This is a genomic window from Azospirillum mesophilum (assembly GCF_053470405.2).
On sequence record NZ_JBPXMQ020000032.1, the window covers coordinates 56,029 to 72,152 of the forward strand.

The following is a 16,124-nucleotide window of genomic DNA, read 5'->3' on the forward strand; positions in this document are numbered from 1 at the left end:
CGGGAAGAACGGGCCGCAACAGATAGGCGGGACACTCAAGCGGTGTCAATTCGCGCGGGTGCCGCGGCTCACCCGGCTGGCACCCACAGCGCCCGCCAGGCGGTCAGGACGTCCGCCAGCACCGCCCCGTTCAGGGCCAGCATCGCGGCGAACAGGCCGAGCCGCAGGCCCCGGCGAACCCGCGCCGGCTCCCAGGGGCCGGCCGCCATGGCGAGCGCCAGCAGGACCAGGAGCAGCGCCGGCAGGAAGTAGCGGCCCTGGAGCCCCTCCACGACCGGCGCCCCGACCGGCGTGAAGCCGACCCAGAAGGCCGCCATGACCAGCAGGATGTAGGCCGGCGCCGGCAGCAGATAGCCGGCCGCCAGGACGGGGTCGCGCCGCCGCGCGCCCCGTCCATCCAGGCCGTCGCACAGCGCCAGGGCGGGCAGGACCGGAAGCGCCGCCAGGATCCAGCGGTCGTCGGCGTAGCCGCTCCAGGGCAACGGGTGGCCGCCGTAGCGCCCGTAGCCGTCGCGCCACCACATGATGGCCGCGTCGCGGATGGTGACGGCGAAGACCCGCAGCGCCTCCAGCGGGTCGGCGCGCAGCCGGGCGAGCTGCGCCGCCGGGTCGGCGCCGGTGCCCCAGTAGGGTCCGGGGACGAAGGGATAGGCCGTGTTCCAGGCGAGCGCGATGCCGACCGCGACGGCGAAGCACAGCGCGCCGAGCGCGATCCGCCCCCGCGTGCCGCCGGCCACCGCCGCCGGCAGGAAGAGCACCATCGCGGCGAAGGGCGCGATGGTCAGCTTCAGCAGGCCGAGCGCCGCCGACAGCGCCACCAGCCCCGCCTTCTCCCAGAGCCCGAGCGGCGTGCCGCGGTCGCGGCATCGCCAGACGAGCGCGAACAGCAGGGCGGGCAGCATCAGGTTCAGGGGATCGGCGCTCAGCGAGCAGGCGCTCTGCAGCGCCACCGGCGACAGCGCCAGGGCCAGGAAGGCCAGCCGCGCGCCGGGCAGCGCCCGCAGGACCGCCAGGATCATCAGCCCGTAGGCGAGGAGGTTGCCGAGCCGTCCGGCGTGCGCCTGGTCCAGCGGGGCGTAATGCAGGGCGCGCGCGACGGCGACGAAGGCCGCCTGCGGCAGGTAGGCCAGCGGCGCGAAGCTGGCGGAGCTTGGGAAGGGCACCACCGCCTGGGCCGGCGGCAGGGTGGCGAGGTGATCGGACAGCGCACGGGCCTGGGCGGCGTCCACCGGGGCGTGCTTCTGGATCAGCTCGATGTAATGGAGCATGTGGGCGTAGGCGGCCCAGTCGATCGGCCCGCCCCAGGAGTTCGGCCCCAGCGCCTGGGCCAGGATATGCCCTTGCGCGATCTGCAGCACCCGCTGCCAGTGGAATGGCTCGTCCAGCCAGGCGTAGGGCGGCGTCCAGGTCAGCAGGAGGGCGCCGAACGTCAGGAAGAAGAGAAGGGCCGTGACGGCGATCAGGAACGGCTCAAGCCGGAAGGTCGTGCGCGTACGGCCGGGCATCGCCCAGTTCCTCGATGTCGTGTCATGACGGAGGCGCAGCCCCGAAGCCGGGGCGCGGCGGTACAAGACCATATTCCCGCGGGCGTTCCAATGGCCCCGCCGCTGGATCCCGACCGCTGGATCCATTGGGCATGCCATGCCATGGTGCCCCCGGTTCTTCCTGCCCCCGGCCTTGCATGCTCCCCAGCGTCGCCATCATCACCGTGAACTGGAATTCCGGCGACCTGCTGCGCCAGTGCGTCGCCTCGATCCCGGCGGCGCTGACCGGCGGCGTCTTTGTGGAACGCATGACGGTGGTCGACAACGCCTCGGCCGACGGGTCGGCGGACGGGCTGGCGGATCTGGTCTCTGGTGGGACCGTGCCGCTGACGGTGCTGCGCAACCCGGCCAACCGGGGCTTCGCCGCCGCCTGCAACCAGGGGGCCGCCGGGTCGCGCGCCGACTGGCTGCTGTTCCTCAACCCCGACACCCGCCTGTCCGCGCGCTCGCTGGCCCCGGCGCTCGCCTTCCTGGCGGATCCGGCGAACGCGCGCGTCGGCGTGCTGGGCATCCGTCTGGTGGACGAGGCGGGGCGGACCCAGCGCTCCTGCGCCCGCGCGCCGACGCCGGGCCGCCTCCTCGCCCAGGCGGTGGGGCTGGACCGGCTGTGCCCCGGCGTCTTCCCGCCGCACTTCATGACCGAATGGGACCACGCCGACACGCGGCCGGTCGATCAGGTGATGGGCGCCTTCCTGCTGATCCGCCGCCCCCTGTTCGAGGCGTTGGGCGGCTTCGACGAGCGCTTCTTCGTCTATTTCGACGACGTGGACCTGTGCCTGGGCGCCCGGCTGGCCGGCTGGGAGGTGGTGCATTTCGCCGGGGCCGAAGCCTTCCACAAGGGCTGCGGCACCACCGACGCGGTGCGCGACCTGCGCCTGTTCTACGCGCTGCGCAGCCGGATCCAGTTCGCGGCCAAGCGCTTTTCGCCCGCGGCGGCGGCCCTGGTGACGGCGGCGACCCTGACGGTGGAGCCGCTGACCCGGCTGGCCCACGCGCTCGCCCGCCGGTCCATGGATGATGCCCGCGCGGTCCTGCGCGGCAGCGCGCTGCTGTGGCGGGCGATGCCCGGCCTCATCCGGAACGGCTGACGAAGGGCGGCCTCAGCGGCCTTTCCCCTCACTTTCCCCTCAGCGGCCTTTCCGGGTCCGCTTGATCGCGTACATGGACTTGTCGGCCTTCTCGATGAGGGCGTCCATCGCCACGCCATCCTCCGGGAACACCGCGACCCCCACGCTGGCGTCGAGGGACAGGGGACGGTCCTCGAAGATGAAGGGCGCGCGGATTTCCGCGGCGATGCGCGTGGCGCTCGACGCCGCGCTCTGGCGGTCCCGCAGCCCGGAGAGGATAACCCCGAACTCGTCGCCGCCGAGCCGGGCGGCCGTGTCGGACTGCCGCAACACGCGACGGATGCGCGCGGCCGTCTCGCAGATGGCGGCGTCGCCGGCCCGATGGCCGTGGTGGTCGTTGATGGCCTTCAGGCCGTCCATGTCGAGGTTCAGGATGCCGACCAGGGACGACTGCCGGCAGGCCAGATTCAGGCTCTGGCGCAAGCGGTCGTAGAACAGCGCCCGGTTCGCCAGTCCGGTCAGGGCATCGTGGGTCGCGCGGTGGTACAGCTCGCTGGTCTCGTACTCCACGGCGTGGAACATCGCCGCCGCGATCAGGTCGCACATCAGCGCCAGCACGCGGATGTCCCGGTCGCTGAAGGCGCTGGGCACGGGCGAGGCGATCTTCAGGACGCCGACGGCCGCTCCGTTGTGATTGAGCGGGGCGACGACCATCGAGCGCAGGCCGACCTTGCGGCAGGCCTCGCGGTCGACCCGCCCGTCGGTTTCGGAATCGTCGCAGCGCAGGATCGCGCCCTGCTCGATGCACGCCCCGGACAGGCTGCCCATCCGCTTCAGCCGGAGCCCGAGCTGCGCCTCGGCCATGCCGGAGGTCGCCCGGTAGACCATCTCGTCGCCCTCGGCCAGTTCGACAATGGCGCCATGTGCGCCCGTCAGGGACTGCACGCGCTCTGCGACGAAGGTCATCACGCCGCCCAGGTCGAGCCCGAACTGGGCGATGGCCGTCTGAGCCCGGATGATCTCCATGAGGGTGCCGGGATCGAGGCCGGCGTCATCAATCACTTCGGCCACGCTCTCTCCTTTCCCTCGCCCCTTATCCCTATCCTTCATCCAGCGACGGGAACAGGGGACGCGACCACGCTTCGTAGGCTCACAAAATCACTCCTCACTGTCAAATGATTGAGCCGATTTCCGCTCAAATGCCCGCGCTGCCGGCGTCCCGCCCGGACCCGGACCGCCCCTGTTCCTCCCCCCTGTTCCTCCGCGGGCCGCTTGCGGCTATAGTCGCGCCCGGCTCGGGGCTGGCCCGATTCCGCCGCCCGGACCGCCATTTGGACCCTGCCGCATGCCGCCCACCCCGCTCAGCCTGCCGACCGACGCGGACCTCCTCTCCCTTCCGTCGCCGGCCTTCGACGCCCGTCCCCCCGCCATCCGCCACCCGGACCTGATCCCGGAGCCCATCCTGCAGGCCATGCGGGGCACCTGGGCGATGGGCCGCTTCGCGGAGCGCCGGGTCCGCGTCCTGCGGCTGCGGAACGTCTGGGTCGCCAAGGAAGGGCTGGTCTTCGACCGCGACGGCGCGCTCTACCGCGAGACCGTCACCCAGCACAGCCCGGCGGAGGTCGCGGCGGCGCAGGACGCCGTGCTCGCCGCGATCGCATCGGGGGCAGGCGCGTCAGGAATGGGCGCCCCCGACCGGGACGGGCCGGTCGTGCTGTGCAAGAAGCGTGGGGTCGGCAACTACGGCCACTGGATGATGGAGATGCTGCCCAAGGCGCATCTCGTCCACACCCACCTGCCGGAGCTGGGCGCGCGCTTCCTGGTGGCCGACGTGCCGGGCGCGCTGCGCGCGTCGATGGGCGCCTCGCTGGCGCTCCTGGGGATCGATCCCGCCCGCGCCGTGGTCGTCGGCGACGCGCCCCGCCGCTTCGCCGAGCTGCTGCTGGTGGAGGGGCTGACCGAGCACGGGGCCTACATGTCCCCGCTGGTCATGGACTGCGTCGAGGCGCTTGCCCGCGCCGTCGGGGAGAGGCCCGCGCGGCCGCTGTTCGTCACCCGCCAGGCGATGGGCTTCCGCCGGCTGGTCGGGGAGGATGCCCTCCTCCTGCGCGCCCAGGAGGCGGGCTGCGTCCCGGTGGAGCCGGCGCTGCTGCCCCTGCCGGACCAGATCGCGCTGTTCAAGGGAGCGGCGCGGGTCACCGGCGTCATGGGCGCCGCCATGACCAACATCGCCTTCGCCGCACCGGGGACGCCCGTGGCCCTGCTGACGCCGGCCGGCATGCCCGACACCTTTTTTTGGTTCATCGCCACGCTGCGCGGCCTCGACTACACCGAGATCCGTTGCGCGCAGGCCGGTCCGGTCCGGGGCAACATGCCCTGGGACACCGACCTGATCCTCGATCCCGCGGACGCCGCCGAACTCCTCGGCCCCACCGGACACGCTTCATGACCGACACCCCGTCCAGCTTCACCGTCTGCATCGACAAGGTCACCATCGGCGCCGAGCTGCGGGTCGAGGGCTGGGCGTTCCACCACCGCTACGGCCCCTGCCGCATCGAGGCGTCCGTCGACGGCGCCCCGCCCTCCCCCGCCGACCGGCTGCGGATGGGGATCGACCGCCACGACGTGGCGCTCGCGCTCGGCGCGCCGCTGGCCAGCCGCTCCGGCTTCGATCTGGTCGCGGTTCTGCCCCAGAGTGCCGGATCGGTGGACCCCAGGTCAGTAGAATTGCGGCTGTTCGCCGGGAACGAGGGGGCGAGCCTGCCGCTGCTGGTGCGTGGCGGTCCTTCGCCCTGCGGCTGGCAACCCGCCATGGGCAGCGGCATCGCGGTGTTCGAGCCGCGCTTCCTCACCGAACGCGGCCGTCGCTTCGCCGTCGCCCTGCCGCCGGAGTTGGCGCGGGCGCGGAGCGCGCTCGGCCTGTTCGCCGCCGCGCCGCGCCCGCCGATGCCGCTCGCCGCGCCCGTGTCCATCGTGGTGCCGGTCTACGGCGGCAAGGAGTTCCTGACCCCGCTGCTGCACGGCCTTCTGGACACGGTCGATCCGCGCCATCGCCTGATCTTCGTCGACGACGGCAACCCGGACCGCAGCGTCACGGCCTTCCTGGTGGCGCTCGGCGTCTCGCTGGATCAGGTCGCGGTGGTCGCCAAGCCGCGCAACGAGGGCTACCCGAAGGCCGTCGCCGCCGGGGTCGAGGTCGCGAACCGGCTGAACCCCGACGGGCACGTCGTCCTGCTGAACACCGACGTGGAGGTGCCGGCCGGCTGGCTGGAGCGGCTGGTCGGCCCCATCGAGCGCGATCCCCGGATCGCCAGCACCACGCCGCTGACCAACGCCGGCACGATCTGCGGCTTCCCCGCCATGCCGGAGGACAACGATCCCTTCCTGGGCGCCACGGTCGGGGAGATCGACGCGGCCTTCGCGTCCATGGCCCCGCTTCCCCCGGTGGAGGTGCCGACCGGTGTCGGCTTCTGCATGGCGCTGAACCGCCAAGCGCTGAACCGCATCGGCTTCTTCGATCTGGAGGCCTTCGGCCGCGGCTACGGCGAGGAGGTCGACTGGTGCCGGCGCGCCATCCGGCACGGCTTCGCCAACGTCGCTGTGCCGAACCTCTACGTCCATCACAAGCACGGCGGCAGCTTCACCAGCGAGGAGAAGCAGGCCCAGATCGCCCGGTCCGGCGCCATCATCCGGCAGCGCTATCCGGAGTTCGACGCCGAGGTGCAGGACTTCATCCGCGCCGACCCGCTGCGCCCCGTCCGCGCCGCCGCTGCGGTCGCGGCGCAGGGCCGGCTCGGCCGCCCGCGGACGGCGCTGCTGTTCGACCATGCGGGCGGCGGCGGCACCGCCGCCTTCCGCGCCAAGGAGATCACGCGCCTGCACGGGACGGGCCTCGCCGTCCTGCTGGTGCGGCCGGCCATGCGGCCGGTGCTGGGCATGCCGGACGGGGCGATGGATGTCGAGCTGCTGCACCGGGACGCCCCGCCCCAGCGCTTTCCGGCGAACGACCTGACCGACCTCGCGGCGCTCGCCCGCGCGCTGCCGCTGGCCGAGCTGGTGGTCAGCTCTCTGGTCGGCTACGCCGCGCCGGCGGCGGTCATGACGTTCGTCCGGGCGCTGCGCGCCGAGCGGGGCGTGCCGCTGCGGCTGCTGCACCACGACTATTTCCCGGTCTGCCCGTCGCTGAACCTGATCGACGCGGAGGACCGCTTCTGCGGCATCCCGTCGCTCGACCGCTGCCGGGCCTGCCTGCCGGCCAACCCGCACGCCCGCCGGCCGGAGGGCGAAGCGGCTGCCGACAGGACCGCTGATGTGGCCGGGCACCGCCGGCTCTGGCAGGCCTTCTTCGATCTGGCCGACCGGCACGTCGTCTTCTCGCGCAGTTCGCTCGCCACCTTGCGGCGGGCCTTCACACTGGCCGACGAGCGGGTGCGGATCGTCCCGCATCTGGCCGACCATGTGACCGTCTCCCCCCTGCCCGCCCCGCCGCCCGGCCCCAACGTACAGATGGCTGGCGCGCAGGTGGCGGTCGTCGGCGGCATCGGGGTGGCCAAGGGCTCCCGCGTGCTGGAGGCGATGGTGCTGCTGGCCGAGGCGCACCGGCTGCCGCTGTCCTTCGAGCTGTTCGGGAACATCGACCGGCCGATCCGCTCGGCGCATTTCCACGACAACGGCCTCTACGAGCCGGACCAGCTTGCCCGGCGCCTCGCCGAGCGGGGCTGCCACGCCGTCTTCCTGCCCTCCATCTGGCCGGAAACCTACTGCTACGTGCTGGACGAGGTGGTCGGGCTGGGGCTGCCGGTCGGCGTCTTCGACATCGGCGCGCCGGCCGAACGGCTGCGCCACTGGCCGAACGGCTTCATCGTCCCGACGATCACGCCCGAAGCGGCGCTGTCCGCCCTGCTGCGCGCGACGGGCAAGGCGGCCGGCCCGTGATCGGCCTGCGCGGTCGGCAGCAGGCGTACCCCGGCTGGGCCCGGCGCTTCCGCGAGCGGAAGCGGAGCGAGACCGCGAAAAAGGCGTAAGCTGGCACCGGCAAGCCATCATCTTCCAGGGCCATTCTTCCCTCAGGGCCATCATTTCAGGAGTTGCAGGTCCATGTGCGGCATCATCGGCATCATCGGCACGCAGGACGCGGCCCCCCGGCTGGTCGAGGGCCTGCGGCGCCTGGAATACCGCGGCTACGACAGCGCGGGCGTGGCGACGCTGGTCCACGGCGGCATCGAGCGCCGCCGCGCCGAGGGCAAGCTGCTCAACCTCGACGCCAAGCTGCGCGAGGCGCCGCTGCCCGGCGTCATCGGCATCGGCCACACCCGCTGGGCCACCCACGGCGGCCCGACCGAGCACAACGCCCACCCGCACGCCACCCGCCGCGTCGCCGTCGTGCACAACGGCATCATCGAGAACTACCAGGAGCTCAAGGACGAGCTGATCGGCCACGGCTACGTCTTCGAGAGCGCCACCGACACCGAGGTCATCGCCCACCTCGTCACCTACTACCTGGACAAGGAAGGGCTGGAGCCGGTCCAGGCGGCCGCCGCCGCCTTCCAGCGCTTCACCGGGGCCTTCTCGCTGGTCCTGCTGTTCGCCGGCCGCGAGGACCTGCTGATCGGCGCCCGCCACGGCACGCCGCTGGCCGTGGGCTACGGCGAGGGCGAGATGTACTTCGCCTCCGACGCCTTCGCGCTCGCCCCGCTGACCAACCGCATCTGCTACCTGGAGGACGGCGACTGGGTCGAGCTGACCCGCGCGGGTGCTGTGATCCACGAGGCCTCCGGCGCGGTGGTGGAGCGCGCGGTGAAGACCACCGCGCTGTCCGGGGCGCTGATCGGCAAGGACGGCTACCGGCACTACATGCTCAAGGAGATCTACGAGCAGCCGCAGGTGATCGGCGACACGCTGAACGCCTACATCAACCCGGAGACCAGCCGCATCGCCCTGCCGGAGTTCAGTTTCGACCTGTCGCAGGCGAGCAAGCTGACCATCGTGGCCTGCGGCACCGCCTACTACGCGGGCGTGGTGGCGAAATACTGGTTCGAGACGCTGGCCCGTCTGCCGGTCGAGGTCGACATCGCCTCGGAGTTCCGCTACCGCGAGGCGCCGCTGCCGGAAGGCGGCGTGGCGCTGTTCATCAGCCAGTCGGGCGAGACGCTGGATACGCTGGAGGCGTTGCGCTACTGCAAGCGCCAGGGGCAGAAGATCCTGTCGATCGTGAACGTGCCGGAAAGCACCATCGCGCGGGAATCCGACGCGGTGCTGTACACGATGGCCGGTCCGGAGATCGGGGTGGCCTCGACCAAGGCCTTCACGACGCAGCTGACCACGCTGGCCTGCCTGGCGGTGGTGACCGGGCGCGCGCGCGGGGCGATCGCGCCGGAGCGCATGCGGCAGATCGCCCAGGCGCTGCGCGAGGTGCCGGCGCGCGCCGCCGACGTTCTGGCGCACGACGAGCGGCTGCGCGAGCTGGCGGCGGAGGTGGCGGAGGCGCGCGACGTGCTGTACCTGGGGCGCGGGGCGATGTACCCGCTGGCCCTGGAGGGGGCGCTGAAGCTGAAGGAGATCAGCTACATCCACGCGGAGGGCTACGCGGCGGGCGAGCTGAAGCACGGGCCGATCGCGCTGATCGACGAGAGCGTGCCGGTGATCGTGCTGGTGCCCTCGGACGGGCTGTTCGAGAAGACGGTGTCGAACGTGCAGGAGGTGTGCGCGCGCTCGGGCAAGGTGCTGCTGATCGCCGACCGGAAGGGCATCGACAAGCTGGGCAGCACGGTGCGCTGGTCGGTGGAGCTGCCGGCCTGCGACCCGCTGGTCGCCCCGCTGCTCTACGCCATCCCGGTCCAGTTGCTGGCCTACCACGTCGCCGTGCTGAAGGGCACCGACGTCGACCAGCCCCGCAACCTCGCCAAAAGCGTCACGGTGGAGTAAAGCACCGCGCCCGCCAAGAAATCACCGCGAACCCCGGCTTACGGCGAGCCGGGGTTTGTTTTAACAATGCCCCGGAACAATGCCCCGGCTTGGCACGCCGGTTTAACGCCTTGTTGAGACCGCAGTCCCGATACTCCTTCGTGCGCTCCGTCGCCGCGCCGACCAGCCCCCGTGCCGACCAGTCATTGAAGAAGACGATGCCTCCCCTGCCCGACGATCTCCGGCTGCTCGAAGCGGAAGCCATCGCCATCCTGCGCGAGGTCGCCGCCGCCTTCGCCAAGCCGGTGCTGCTCTACTCCATCGGCAAGGACAGCGGGGTGCTGCTGCATCTGGCGCGCAAGGCCTTTCACCCGTCGCCGGTACCCTTCCCCCTGCTGCATGTGGACACCGGCTGGAAGTTCCGCGACATGATCGCCTTCCGCGACGAGACGGCGCGGCGGCTGGGGCTGGAGCTGATCGTCCATGTGAACGAGGAGGGGCGCGCCCGGGGCGTCGACCCGATCCGCTCCGGTTCGGCCGTCCACACCCGCGTCATGAAGACCGAGGCGCTGCGCCAGGCGCTCGACCGGCACGGCTTCGACGCGGCCATCGGCGGCGCCCGGCGCGACGAGGAGAAGAGCCGCGCCAAGGAGCGCGTCTTCTCCGTCCGCACCGCCGCCCACGGCTGGGACCCGCGCGACCAGCGGCCGGAGCTGTGGCACCTCTGGAACACGCGCGTCCGGCCGGGGGAGTCGGTGCGCGTCTTCCCGCTGTCGAACTGGACCGAGATGGACGTCTGGCGCTACGTCGCCGCGGAAGGCATCCCGGTGGTCCCGCTCTATTTCGCGGCGGAACGCCCGGTGGTGCACCGCGCGGGCGCGCTGATCATGGTGGACGACGACCGGCTGCCGCTGAACCCCGGCGAGGCGCCGGAACGGCGCCGGGTCCGCTTCCGCACGCTCGGCTGCTACCCGCTGAGCGGGGCCATCCCGTCCGACGCCGCGACGGTGGAGGACATCATCGCGGAGATGCGCGCCTCCCGGACCTCCGAACGGCAGGGGCGCCTGATCGATGGCGACGAGCCGGCCTCCATGGAGCGCAAGAAGCGGGAGGGCTATTTCTGATGGAGGGCCATTTCTGATGGAGTCCGGCACGGGCAGAGGGCTGCTGCGCTTCCTCACCTGCGGGTCCGTGGACGACGGCAAGTCGACGCTGATCGGCCGGCTGCTGCACGACGCCGGCCTGGTGCCCGACGACCAGATGGCGCAGGTGCGGCGCGACAGCCGTGGCCGCACCGGTCCAGGGGAGGAGCCCGGGGAGGACATCGACTTCTCCCTGCTGGTGGACGGGCTGGAGGCGGAGCGCGAGCAGGGCATCACCATCGACGTGGCCCACCGCTTTTTCGCCACGGGCCGCCGCAGCTTCATCGTCGCCGACGCGCCGGGGCACGAGCAGTACACCCGCAACATGGCGACCGCCGCGTCCAACGCCGCCCTGGCGGTGCTGCTGGTCGACGCGCGCAAGGGGCTGCTGACCCAGACGCGGCGGCACTCCATCGTCTGTTCCCTGATGGGCATCCGGCACGTCGTGCTGGCGGTCAACAAGATGGACCTGACCGGCTGCGAGCCGACGGTCTTCGAGGCCATCGCGCGGGACTACGCGGCCTTCGCCGCACCGCTGGGCTTCGCCACCGTGACGGCCATCCCGTTGTCGGCGCGGCGCGGCGACAACGTCGTCCACCGCTCGGCGGCCATGCCCTGGTACACCGGCCCCACCCTTCTGGAGCATCTGGAAAGCGCCCCGGCCGAGGATGGGGCGGCGGCGGGGGCGGCGGAGGACGGCCCGCTGCGCTTCCTGGTGGAGTGGGTGAACCGCCCGGATCCGGACTTCCGCGGCCTGTCCGGCACGGTCCTGTCGGGCCGTCTGGCGCCGGGCGACGCGGTGACGGTGTGGCCGTCGGGGCGAAGCGCCCGGATCGCGCGCGTCGTCACCTTCGACGGCGACGTGAAGCGGGCGCGGGCGGGCGACGCGGTGACCGTGACACTGGAGGAGGCGGTGGACGCCGGGCGCGGCGACCTGCTGAGCGGCCCGGACAGTGATCCGGAGGTCGCCGACCAGTTTGCCGCGCATCTGCTGTGGATGGCCGAGGAGCCGCTGATGCCCGGCCGCTCCTACCTGCTGCGGGCCGGGGCGCGCTGGGTGCCGGCGACGGTCACGGCCTTGCGCCACGCGCTGAACGTGGAGACGCTGGAGCACGGCGCCGCGGAGACGCTGGGGCTGAACGCGGTGGGGCTGTGCAACCTGTCCACGGCGGCTCCGCTGGCCTTCGACGCCTACGCGGCGAACCGCCACACCGGTTCCTTCATCCTGGTGGACCGCTTCTCCAACCGGACCGTGGGCGCCGGGATGATCCTGCACCCGCTGCGCCGCGCCGCCAACCTGCACCGGCAGGAGCTGGCCGTGTCGGCGGCGGAGCGGGCGGCGATCAAGCGGCAGCGCCCGGCGGTGCTGTGGTTCACCGGCCTGTCGGGGGCCGGCAAGTCCACCATCGCCAACCAGGTGGAGCGGCGGCTGCACGCGCTCGGCCATCACACGATGATGCTGGACGGCGACAACGTGCGGCTGGGGCTGAACCGCGACCTGGGCTTCACCAACGCCGACCGGGTGGAGAACATCCGGCGCGTGGGCGAGGTGGCGAAGCTGATGACGGAGGCCGGGCTGATCGTGCTGTGCGCCTTCATCGCCCCCTTCCGGGCCGAGCGGGAGGCGGTGCGCGCCCTGTTTCCGGACGGCGCGTTCCTGGAGGTGTTCGTGGACACGCCGCTGGAGGAGTGCATGCGGCGCGACCCCAAGGGGCTCTACGCCAAGGCGCGGGCCGGGGCCGTGCGCAATGTCACCGGCGTCGACTCCCCCTACGAGCCGCCCGAGGCGCCGGAGCTTCGGCTCGACACCGGGGCGGAGGACGCCGACGCGCTCGCCGCGCGGGTGGTGGACGCGCTCCGCGCGCGCGGCATCGCCGGCGGGTGAGGCGGATGGGCGGGGAGCCGGCTGTGCGGGCTGGGTACGTCCATTCCCCAGCAAACGAGCCATAATCACTTGCCAAATGTCCGGGCTTGCGGCCATCTGCTGTGCGTTCCTCCCTAAGGCTCCGATCGTCGGCAAGGCCGCCGGTTGGCCCAATCGATGCCCAGAGAGACTCCATGACCGGAATTCGTAGCTACAATCGACGCGTTCTCGTGACCGGCGGCGCCGGGTTCCTCGGCTCGCACCTCTGCGAACGCCTGATTGAGCGCGGCGACGAGGTGGTGTGCGTCGACAACTATTTCACCGGATCGCGGCAGAACATCGGCCACCTGATGACCAGCCCGAATTTCGAGGTCATCCGGCACGATGTGACGTTCCCGCTCTATGTCGAGGTGGACCAGATCTACAACCTCGCCTGCCCGGCTTCTCCGGTCCACTACCAGCACGACCCGGTCCAGACCACCAAGACCAGCGTGCACGGCGCCATCAACATGCTGGGGCTGGCCAAGCGGCTGAACGCCCGCATCCTCCAGGCCTCCACCAGCGAGGTCTACGGCGACCCGAGCGTGCACCCGCAGCCCGAGGAGTATTGGGGCAACGTCAACCCGATCGGCCCGCGCTCCTGCTACGACGAGGGCAAGCGCTGCGCGGAGACGCTGTTCTTCGACTATCACCGCCAGCACCAGCTGCCGATCAAGGTGATGCGCATCTTCAACACCTACGGCCCGCGCATGCACCCCAACGACGGCCGCGTGGTGTCCAACTTCATCATGCAGGCGCTGAAGGGCGAACCGATCACCGTCTACGGCGAAGGCCAGCAGACCCGCTCCTTCTGCTATGTGGACGACCTGATCGAGGGCATGATGCGCCTGATGGATTCCGCGCCCGAGATCACCGGCCCCATCAACATCGGCAACCCCGGCGAATTCACCATCCTGGAGCTGGCCGAGCAGGTCATCGCCCTGACCGGCTCGCGCTCGACCATCGAGCGCCGCCCGCTGCCCCAGGACGACCCCAAGCAGCGCCAGCCGGACATCACCAAGGCCAAGACCCTGCTGGGCTGGGAGCCGACCGTGCCCCTGCGCGACGGGCTGGAGCGCACCATCCACTATTTCCGGACCCGCTTCTTCGCCTGACCGCCGGGCCGGGTTCCAGGCCAAACCAACGATCCGATGCATCGGGGGCGTCCTCTGGACGCCCCCGATTGCTTTTTCCCGATCGCTTTTCCAGGGCCTTCATCGGCCACCGGAGCGGGGTCGGCATTTGGAGTCTTGTCGCGCCCCTTCCCGCCCCACCCCGGCCTGGCGAATCACCGGAACGGCCGTTCCGGCCCAAGCGGACCCGCGCACCGCGCAAATCTCCGAGTCGTGTCTCGAATCGCCGTCGGCAGCGATTCGGAAACGGAAGCCTGGAGTTTTGTCGCGTCCGGGCAAGCTTCCACAGGACGAACCGGTTATCCCCTGGAATGTTGTCGCGCGATTCCTGGACTCTTGTCGCGCGACTCGCGATTCTCTACTGGAGTCTTGTCGCTCAAACAAATAGTTGATTCTAGTAGCCTTACAAATAGTCTGCGCGACAAGATTCCAAATTGCCGGCCTCAACCTGCCGTGTTATGCATCGAGACACAAATGGACACGGGAAAACGGCGAGAACAGGGTGCCATGGGCCAGTTGCATCGCCTGATCAGCCAAGTGGGCCGCGAGCAGGCCAAAGCACTCCAGACCGATCCTGATCAGCGCTCGCTGATCGACGTCGCTGCGGCGGTCTTGGAGGAAGAGCGGCAAGAGCTTGGCATTACCTATTCTGGATTCGCCCTGACGGCGCTTCCGCATCGTCGCCTTCCCGACGACCAGCCCTGGGAACGGCGCGGACACCGTATTCGTTTGCTGATCGAGCCGGGACGACTGCCCGTGCGGGGTGGTGGCTTCAAGCTTTACGGCGTGCCCTACGGCAGCCGCGCGCGAATGATCCTGCTTTATTTGCAGACGCGCGCCCTCCAGACCGACAGCCGCGAGGTGGAGCTGGGCCGCAGCATGCACGACTGGCTCGACCGCATGGGCCTGTCGGTGGGCGGCCAGACCTACCGCGACATCCGCGAACAGGCCTCGCGCATCGCCGCCTGCAACCTGACCTTCGCCTGGGAAGACGCCAACAGCCTGGGCTTCGAAAAGGACTCGATCGTCAAAGGCGGCATCCATTTCTCGTCAGAGCATGACTCGCAGCAAGGCACGCTGTGGGAAGACCGCGTCCTTCTGTCGGAGGCTTTCTTCCGCGAACTGAAGGCGCATCCGGTGCCGATTTGGGAACCGGCGCTGCGGCACATCCAGAACAACAGCTCCAGCATCGACATCTACATCTGGCTCGCCTACCGCCTGCACAGCCTGAGCAAGCCCACGACCATCACATGGCCGGCGGTGTTCGAGCAGTTCGGCGCCGGCTATGCCCGGCTGCGCGATTTCAGGAAGCGTTTCATCGAGGCTTTGCAACTGGCGCTTGCCGTCTATCCCGACGCGCGGGTCGACGTGGAGGAGCATGGGCTGCTGCTGCATCCCTCGCCGCCGCCGATCCCGGAGCGCAAGATGGCGCAGCTCATGCGCTGAGGCAGGCGCCTGAATCCGCTCGTCAGATCAAGGGCATAAGGCAAATTCCCCGAACCGCGACGGAGCGGGGACGGCTTGGCACCGGGCCTCGCGACAAGACTCCAAACGCCGCCGGGCCGACCTCGCGACAACATTCCAGGCGGCCACTCCCCCGGCTCCGCGAGAGCGGGGGAGCGAAGAGGGTGAAATGGCTTATCGGGCTCTGCTGCTCGACCGCGACGGGGTGGTGAACGTCGACCATGGCTATGTCGGCCACCGCGACCGCTTCGCCTTCATGGACGGCATCTTCGCCCTGACCCGCCATGCGGTGGACCGCGGTTTCCGGATCGCCGTCATCACCAACCAGTCCGGCATCGCGCGGGGCTATTTCACGGAAGCCGAGTTCCTGGAGCTGACCGACTGGATGCGCCGCACCTTCCGGGAGCAGGGCGTGGAACTGGCCGGGGTGTTCCACTGCCCCTACCACCGCGGCGGCGTGGTGGAGCGCTACGCGCGCGACAGCTTCTGGCGCAAGCCCAACCCTGGAATGATTCTGGAGGCGGCGCGCCGCCTGGACCTGGACCTCGCCCGGTCGGTCTTCCTGGGCGACCAACCGACCGACATGGCGGCGGCGCAGGCCGCCGGGGTGGGACGGCGGGTGCTGCTGTCGGAACCGGGCGATGCCGCGGCCGGGATGGCGACCGTGACCGTCGGCCGGCTTGCCGACGTCGTCCGGCACCTCGCCTGACCGCCGGCACCGGACCGCAAGGCACAAGACACCCCGTGCACCGCTGCGTTGTCACGGCCATATTTGTGGTATTTGAGTTGAATATCCCTCGGGAAGCTTTCTAAACTGCGCGAAACATATTGCGAAAGGCTGCTCCTCTCCATGGCCAAGCTCAACTACGTCTTCACCAGCGAGTCCGTGTCCGAAGGCCATCCGGACAAGGTGTGCGACCGCATCTCCGACGCGATCGTCGATCTGTACCTGTCCCACGATCCCTACG

12 protein-coding genes are annotated in these 16,124 nt (G+C 70.6%); 10 read left to right on the forward strand and 2 right to left on the reverse strand.

Annotated features, from left to right (window positions below; genetic code table 11):
- Positions 1–68: 68 nt before the first annotated feature.
- Entirely contained in the window at positions 69–1,505 is a 1,437-nt protein-coding gene (locus ACSVC7_RS24425) for a DUF2142 domain-containing protein (protein ID WP_448207497.1), read from the reverse strand.
- Positions 1,506–1,681: 176 nt separating this feature from the next.
- Between ACSVC7_RS24425 and ACSVC7_RS24430 the strand changes: the two genes are divergently transcribed.
- The gene (locus ACSVC7_RS24430; protein WP_448207496.1) at positions 1,682–2,632 is read left to right on the forward strand and encodes a glycosyltransferase family 2 protein; all 951 of its coding nucleotides are present in this window, start codon (positions 1,682–1,684) and stop codon (positions 2,630–2,632) included.
- 39 nt (positions 2,633–2,671) lie between these two features.
- Here ACSVC7_RS24430 and ACSVC7_RS24435 read toward each other — a convergent pair whose 3' ends face one another.
- A complete protein-coding gene (locus ACSVC7_RS24435) occupies positions 2,672–3,682 on the reverse strand; it encodes a diguanylate cyclase domain-containing protein (protein WP_448207495.1) in 1,011 nt (336 codons plus the stop codon).
- Between the two features lie 274 nt (positions 3,683–3,956).
- On the opposite strand from ACSVC7_RS24435, the gene ACSVC7_RS24440 reads away from it, so the two are divergent.
- The 9 genes from ACSVC7_RS24440 to ACSVC7_RS24480 form a co-directional block, all read left to right on the forward strand.
- Positions 3,957–5,060 (forward strand): glycosyltransferase family 61 protein, encoded by a 1,104-nt coding sequence (locus tag ACSVC7_RS24440; RefSeq protein WP_448207494.1) that lies wholly within the window; start codon positions 3,957–3,959, stop codon positions 5,058–5,060.
- The gene (locus tag ACSVC7_RS24445) at positions 5,057–7,546 is read left to right on the forward strand and encodes a glycosyltransferase (RefSeq protein WP_448207493.1); all 2,490 of its coding nucleotides are present in this window, start codon (positions 5,057–5,059) and stop codon (positions 7,544–7,546) included. The genes ACSVC7_RS24440 and ACSVC7_RS24445 overlap by 4 nt, the downstream gene beginning before the upstream one ends.
- A 162-nt stretch (positions 7,547–7,708) precedes the next feature.
- Complete coding sequence (gene glmS, locus ACSVC7_RS24450; RefSeq protein ID WP_483508763.1) at positions 7,709–9,535, forward strand: glutamine--fructose-6-phosphate transaminase (isomerizing); 1,827 nt, start codon at positions 7,709–7,711, stop codon at positions 9,533–9,535.
- Positions 9,536–9,732: 197 nt separating this feature from the next.
- On the forward strand, positions 9,733–10,638 hold the full coding sequence (gene cysD, locus ACSVC7_RS24455; protein ID WP_448208690.1) for a sulfate adenylyltransferase subunit CysD: 906 nt from the start codon (positions 9,733–9,735) through the stop codon (positions 10,636–10,638).
- 16 nt (positions 10,639–10,654) lie between these two features.
- The gene (gene cysC, locus ACSVC7_RS24460; protein ID WP_448208688.1) at positions 10,655–12,541 is read left to right on the forward strand and encodes an adenylyl-sulfate kinase; all 1,887 of its coding nucleotides are present in this window, start codon (positions 10,655–10,657) and stop codon (positions 12,539–12,541) included.
- Positions 12,542–12,714: 173 nt separating this feature from the next.
- The gene (locus tag ACSVC7_RS24465; RefSeq protein WP_448208687.1) at positions 12,715–13,674 is read left to right on the forward strand and encodes a UDP-glucuronic acid decarboxylase family protein; all 960 of its coding nucleotides are present in this window, start codon (positions 12,715–12,717) and stop codon (positions 13,672–13,674) included.
- A 492-nt stretch (positions 13,675–14,166) separates the two neighbouring features.
- The gene (locus ACSVC7_RS24470) at positions 14,167–15,138 is read left to right on the forward strand and encodes a replication protein RepA (protein ID WP_448208686.1); all 972 of its coding nucleotides are present in this window, start codon (positions 14,167–14,169) and stop codon (positions 15,136–15,138) included.
- A gap of 187 nt (positions 15,139–15,325) precedes the next feature.
- A complete protein-coding gene (locus ACSVC7_RS24475; protein ID WP_448208685.1) occupies positions 15,326–15,865 on the forward strand; it encodes a D-glycero-alpha-D-manno-heptose-1,7-bisphosphate 7-phosphatase in 540 nt (179 codons plus the stop codon).
- Positions 15,866–16,006: 141 nt separating this feature from the next.
- A partial coding sequence (locus tag ACSVC7_RS24480) for an S-adenosylmethionine synthetase N-terminal domain-containing protein (protein WP_483508404.1) occupies positions 16,007–16,124 on the forward strand: 118 nt, incomplete at its 3' end.

Bases quoted from the DNA above. Each gene is read 5' to 3' on its own strand.
- ACSVC7_RS24425 (WP_448207497.1), bottom strand. From the start codon at position 1,505: ATGCCCGGCCGTACGCGCACGACCTTCCGGCTTGAGCCGTTCCTGATC.
- ACSVC7_RS24430 (WP_448207496.1), top strand. From the start codon at position 1,682: ATGCTCCCCAGCGTCGCCATCATCACCGTGAACTGGAATTCCGGCGAC.
- ACSVC7_RS24440 (WP_448207494.1), top strand. From the start codon at position 3,957: ATGCCGCCCACCCCGCTCAGCCTGCCGACCGACGCGGACCTCCTCTCC.
- ACSVC7_RS24445 (WP_448207493.1), top strand. From the start codon at position 5,057: ATGACCGACACCCCGTCCAGCTTCACCGTCTGCATCGACAAGGTCACC.
- glmS (WP_483508763.1), top strand. From the start codon at position 7,709: ATGTGCGGCATCATCGGCATCATCGGCACGCAGGACGCGGCCCCCCGG.
- cysD (WP_448208690.1), top strand. From the start codon at position 9,733: ATGCCTCCCCTGCCCGACGATCTCCGGCTGCTCGAAGCGGAAGCCATC.
- cysC (WP_448208688.1), top strand. From the start codon at position 10,655: ATGGAGTCCGGCACGGGCAGAGGGCTGCTGCGCTTCCTCACCTGCGGG.
- ACSVC7_RS24465 (WP_448208687.1), top strand. From the start codon at position 12,715: ATGACCGGAATTCGTAGCTACAATCGACGCGTTCTCGTGACCGGCGGC.
- ACSVC7_RS24470 (WP_448208686.1), top strand. From the start codon at position 14,167: ATGGACACGGGAAAACGGCGAGAACAGGGTGCCATGGGCCAGTTGCAT.
- ACSVC7_RS24475 (WP_448208685.1), top strand. From the start codon at position 15,326: ATGGCTTATCGGGCTCTGCTGCTCGACCGCGACGGGGTGGTGAACGTC.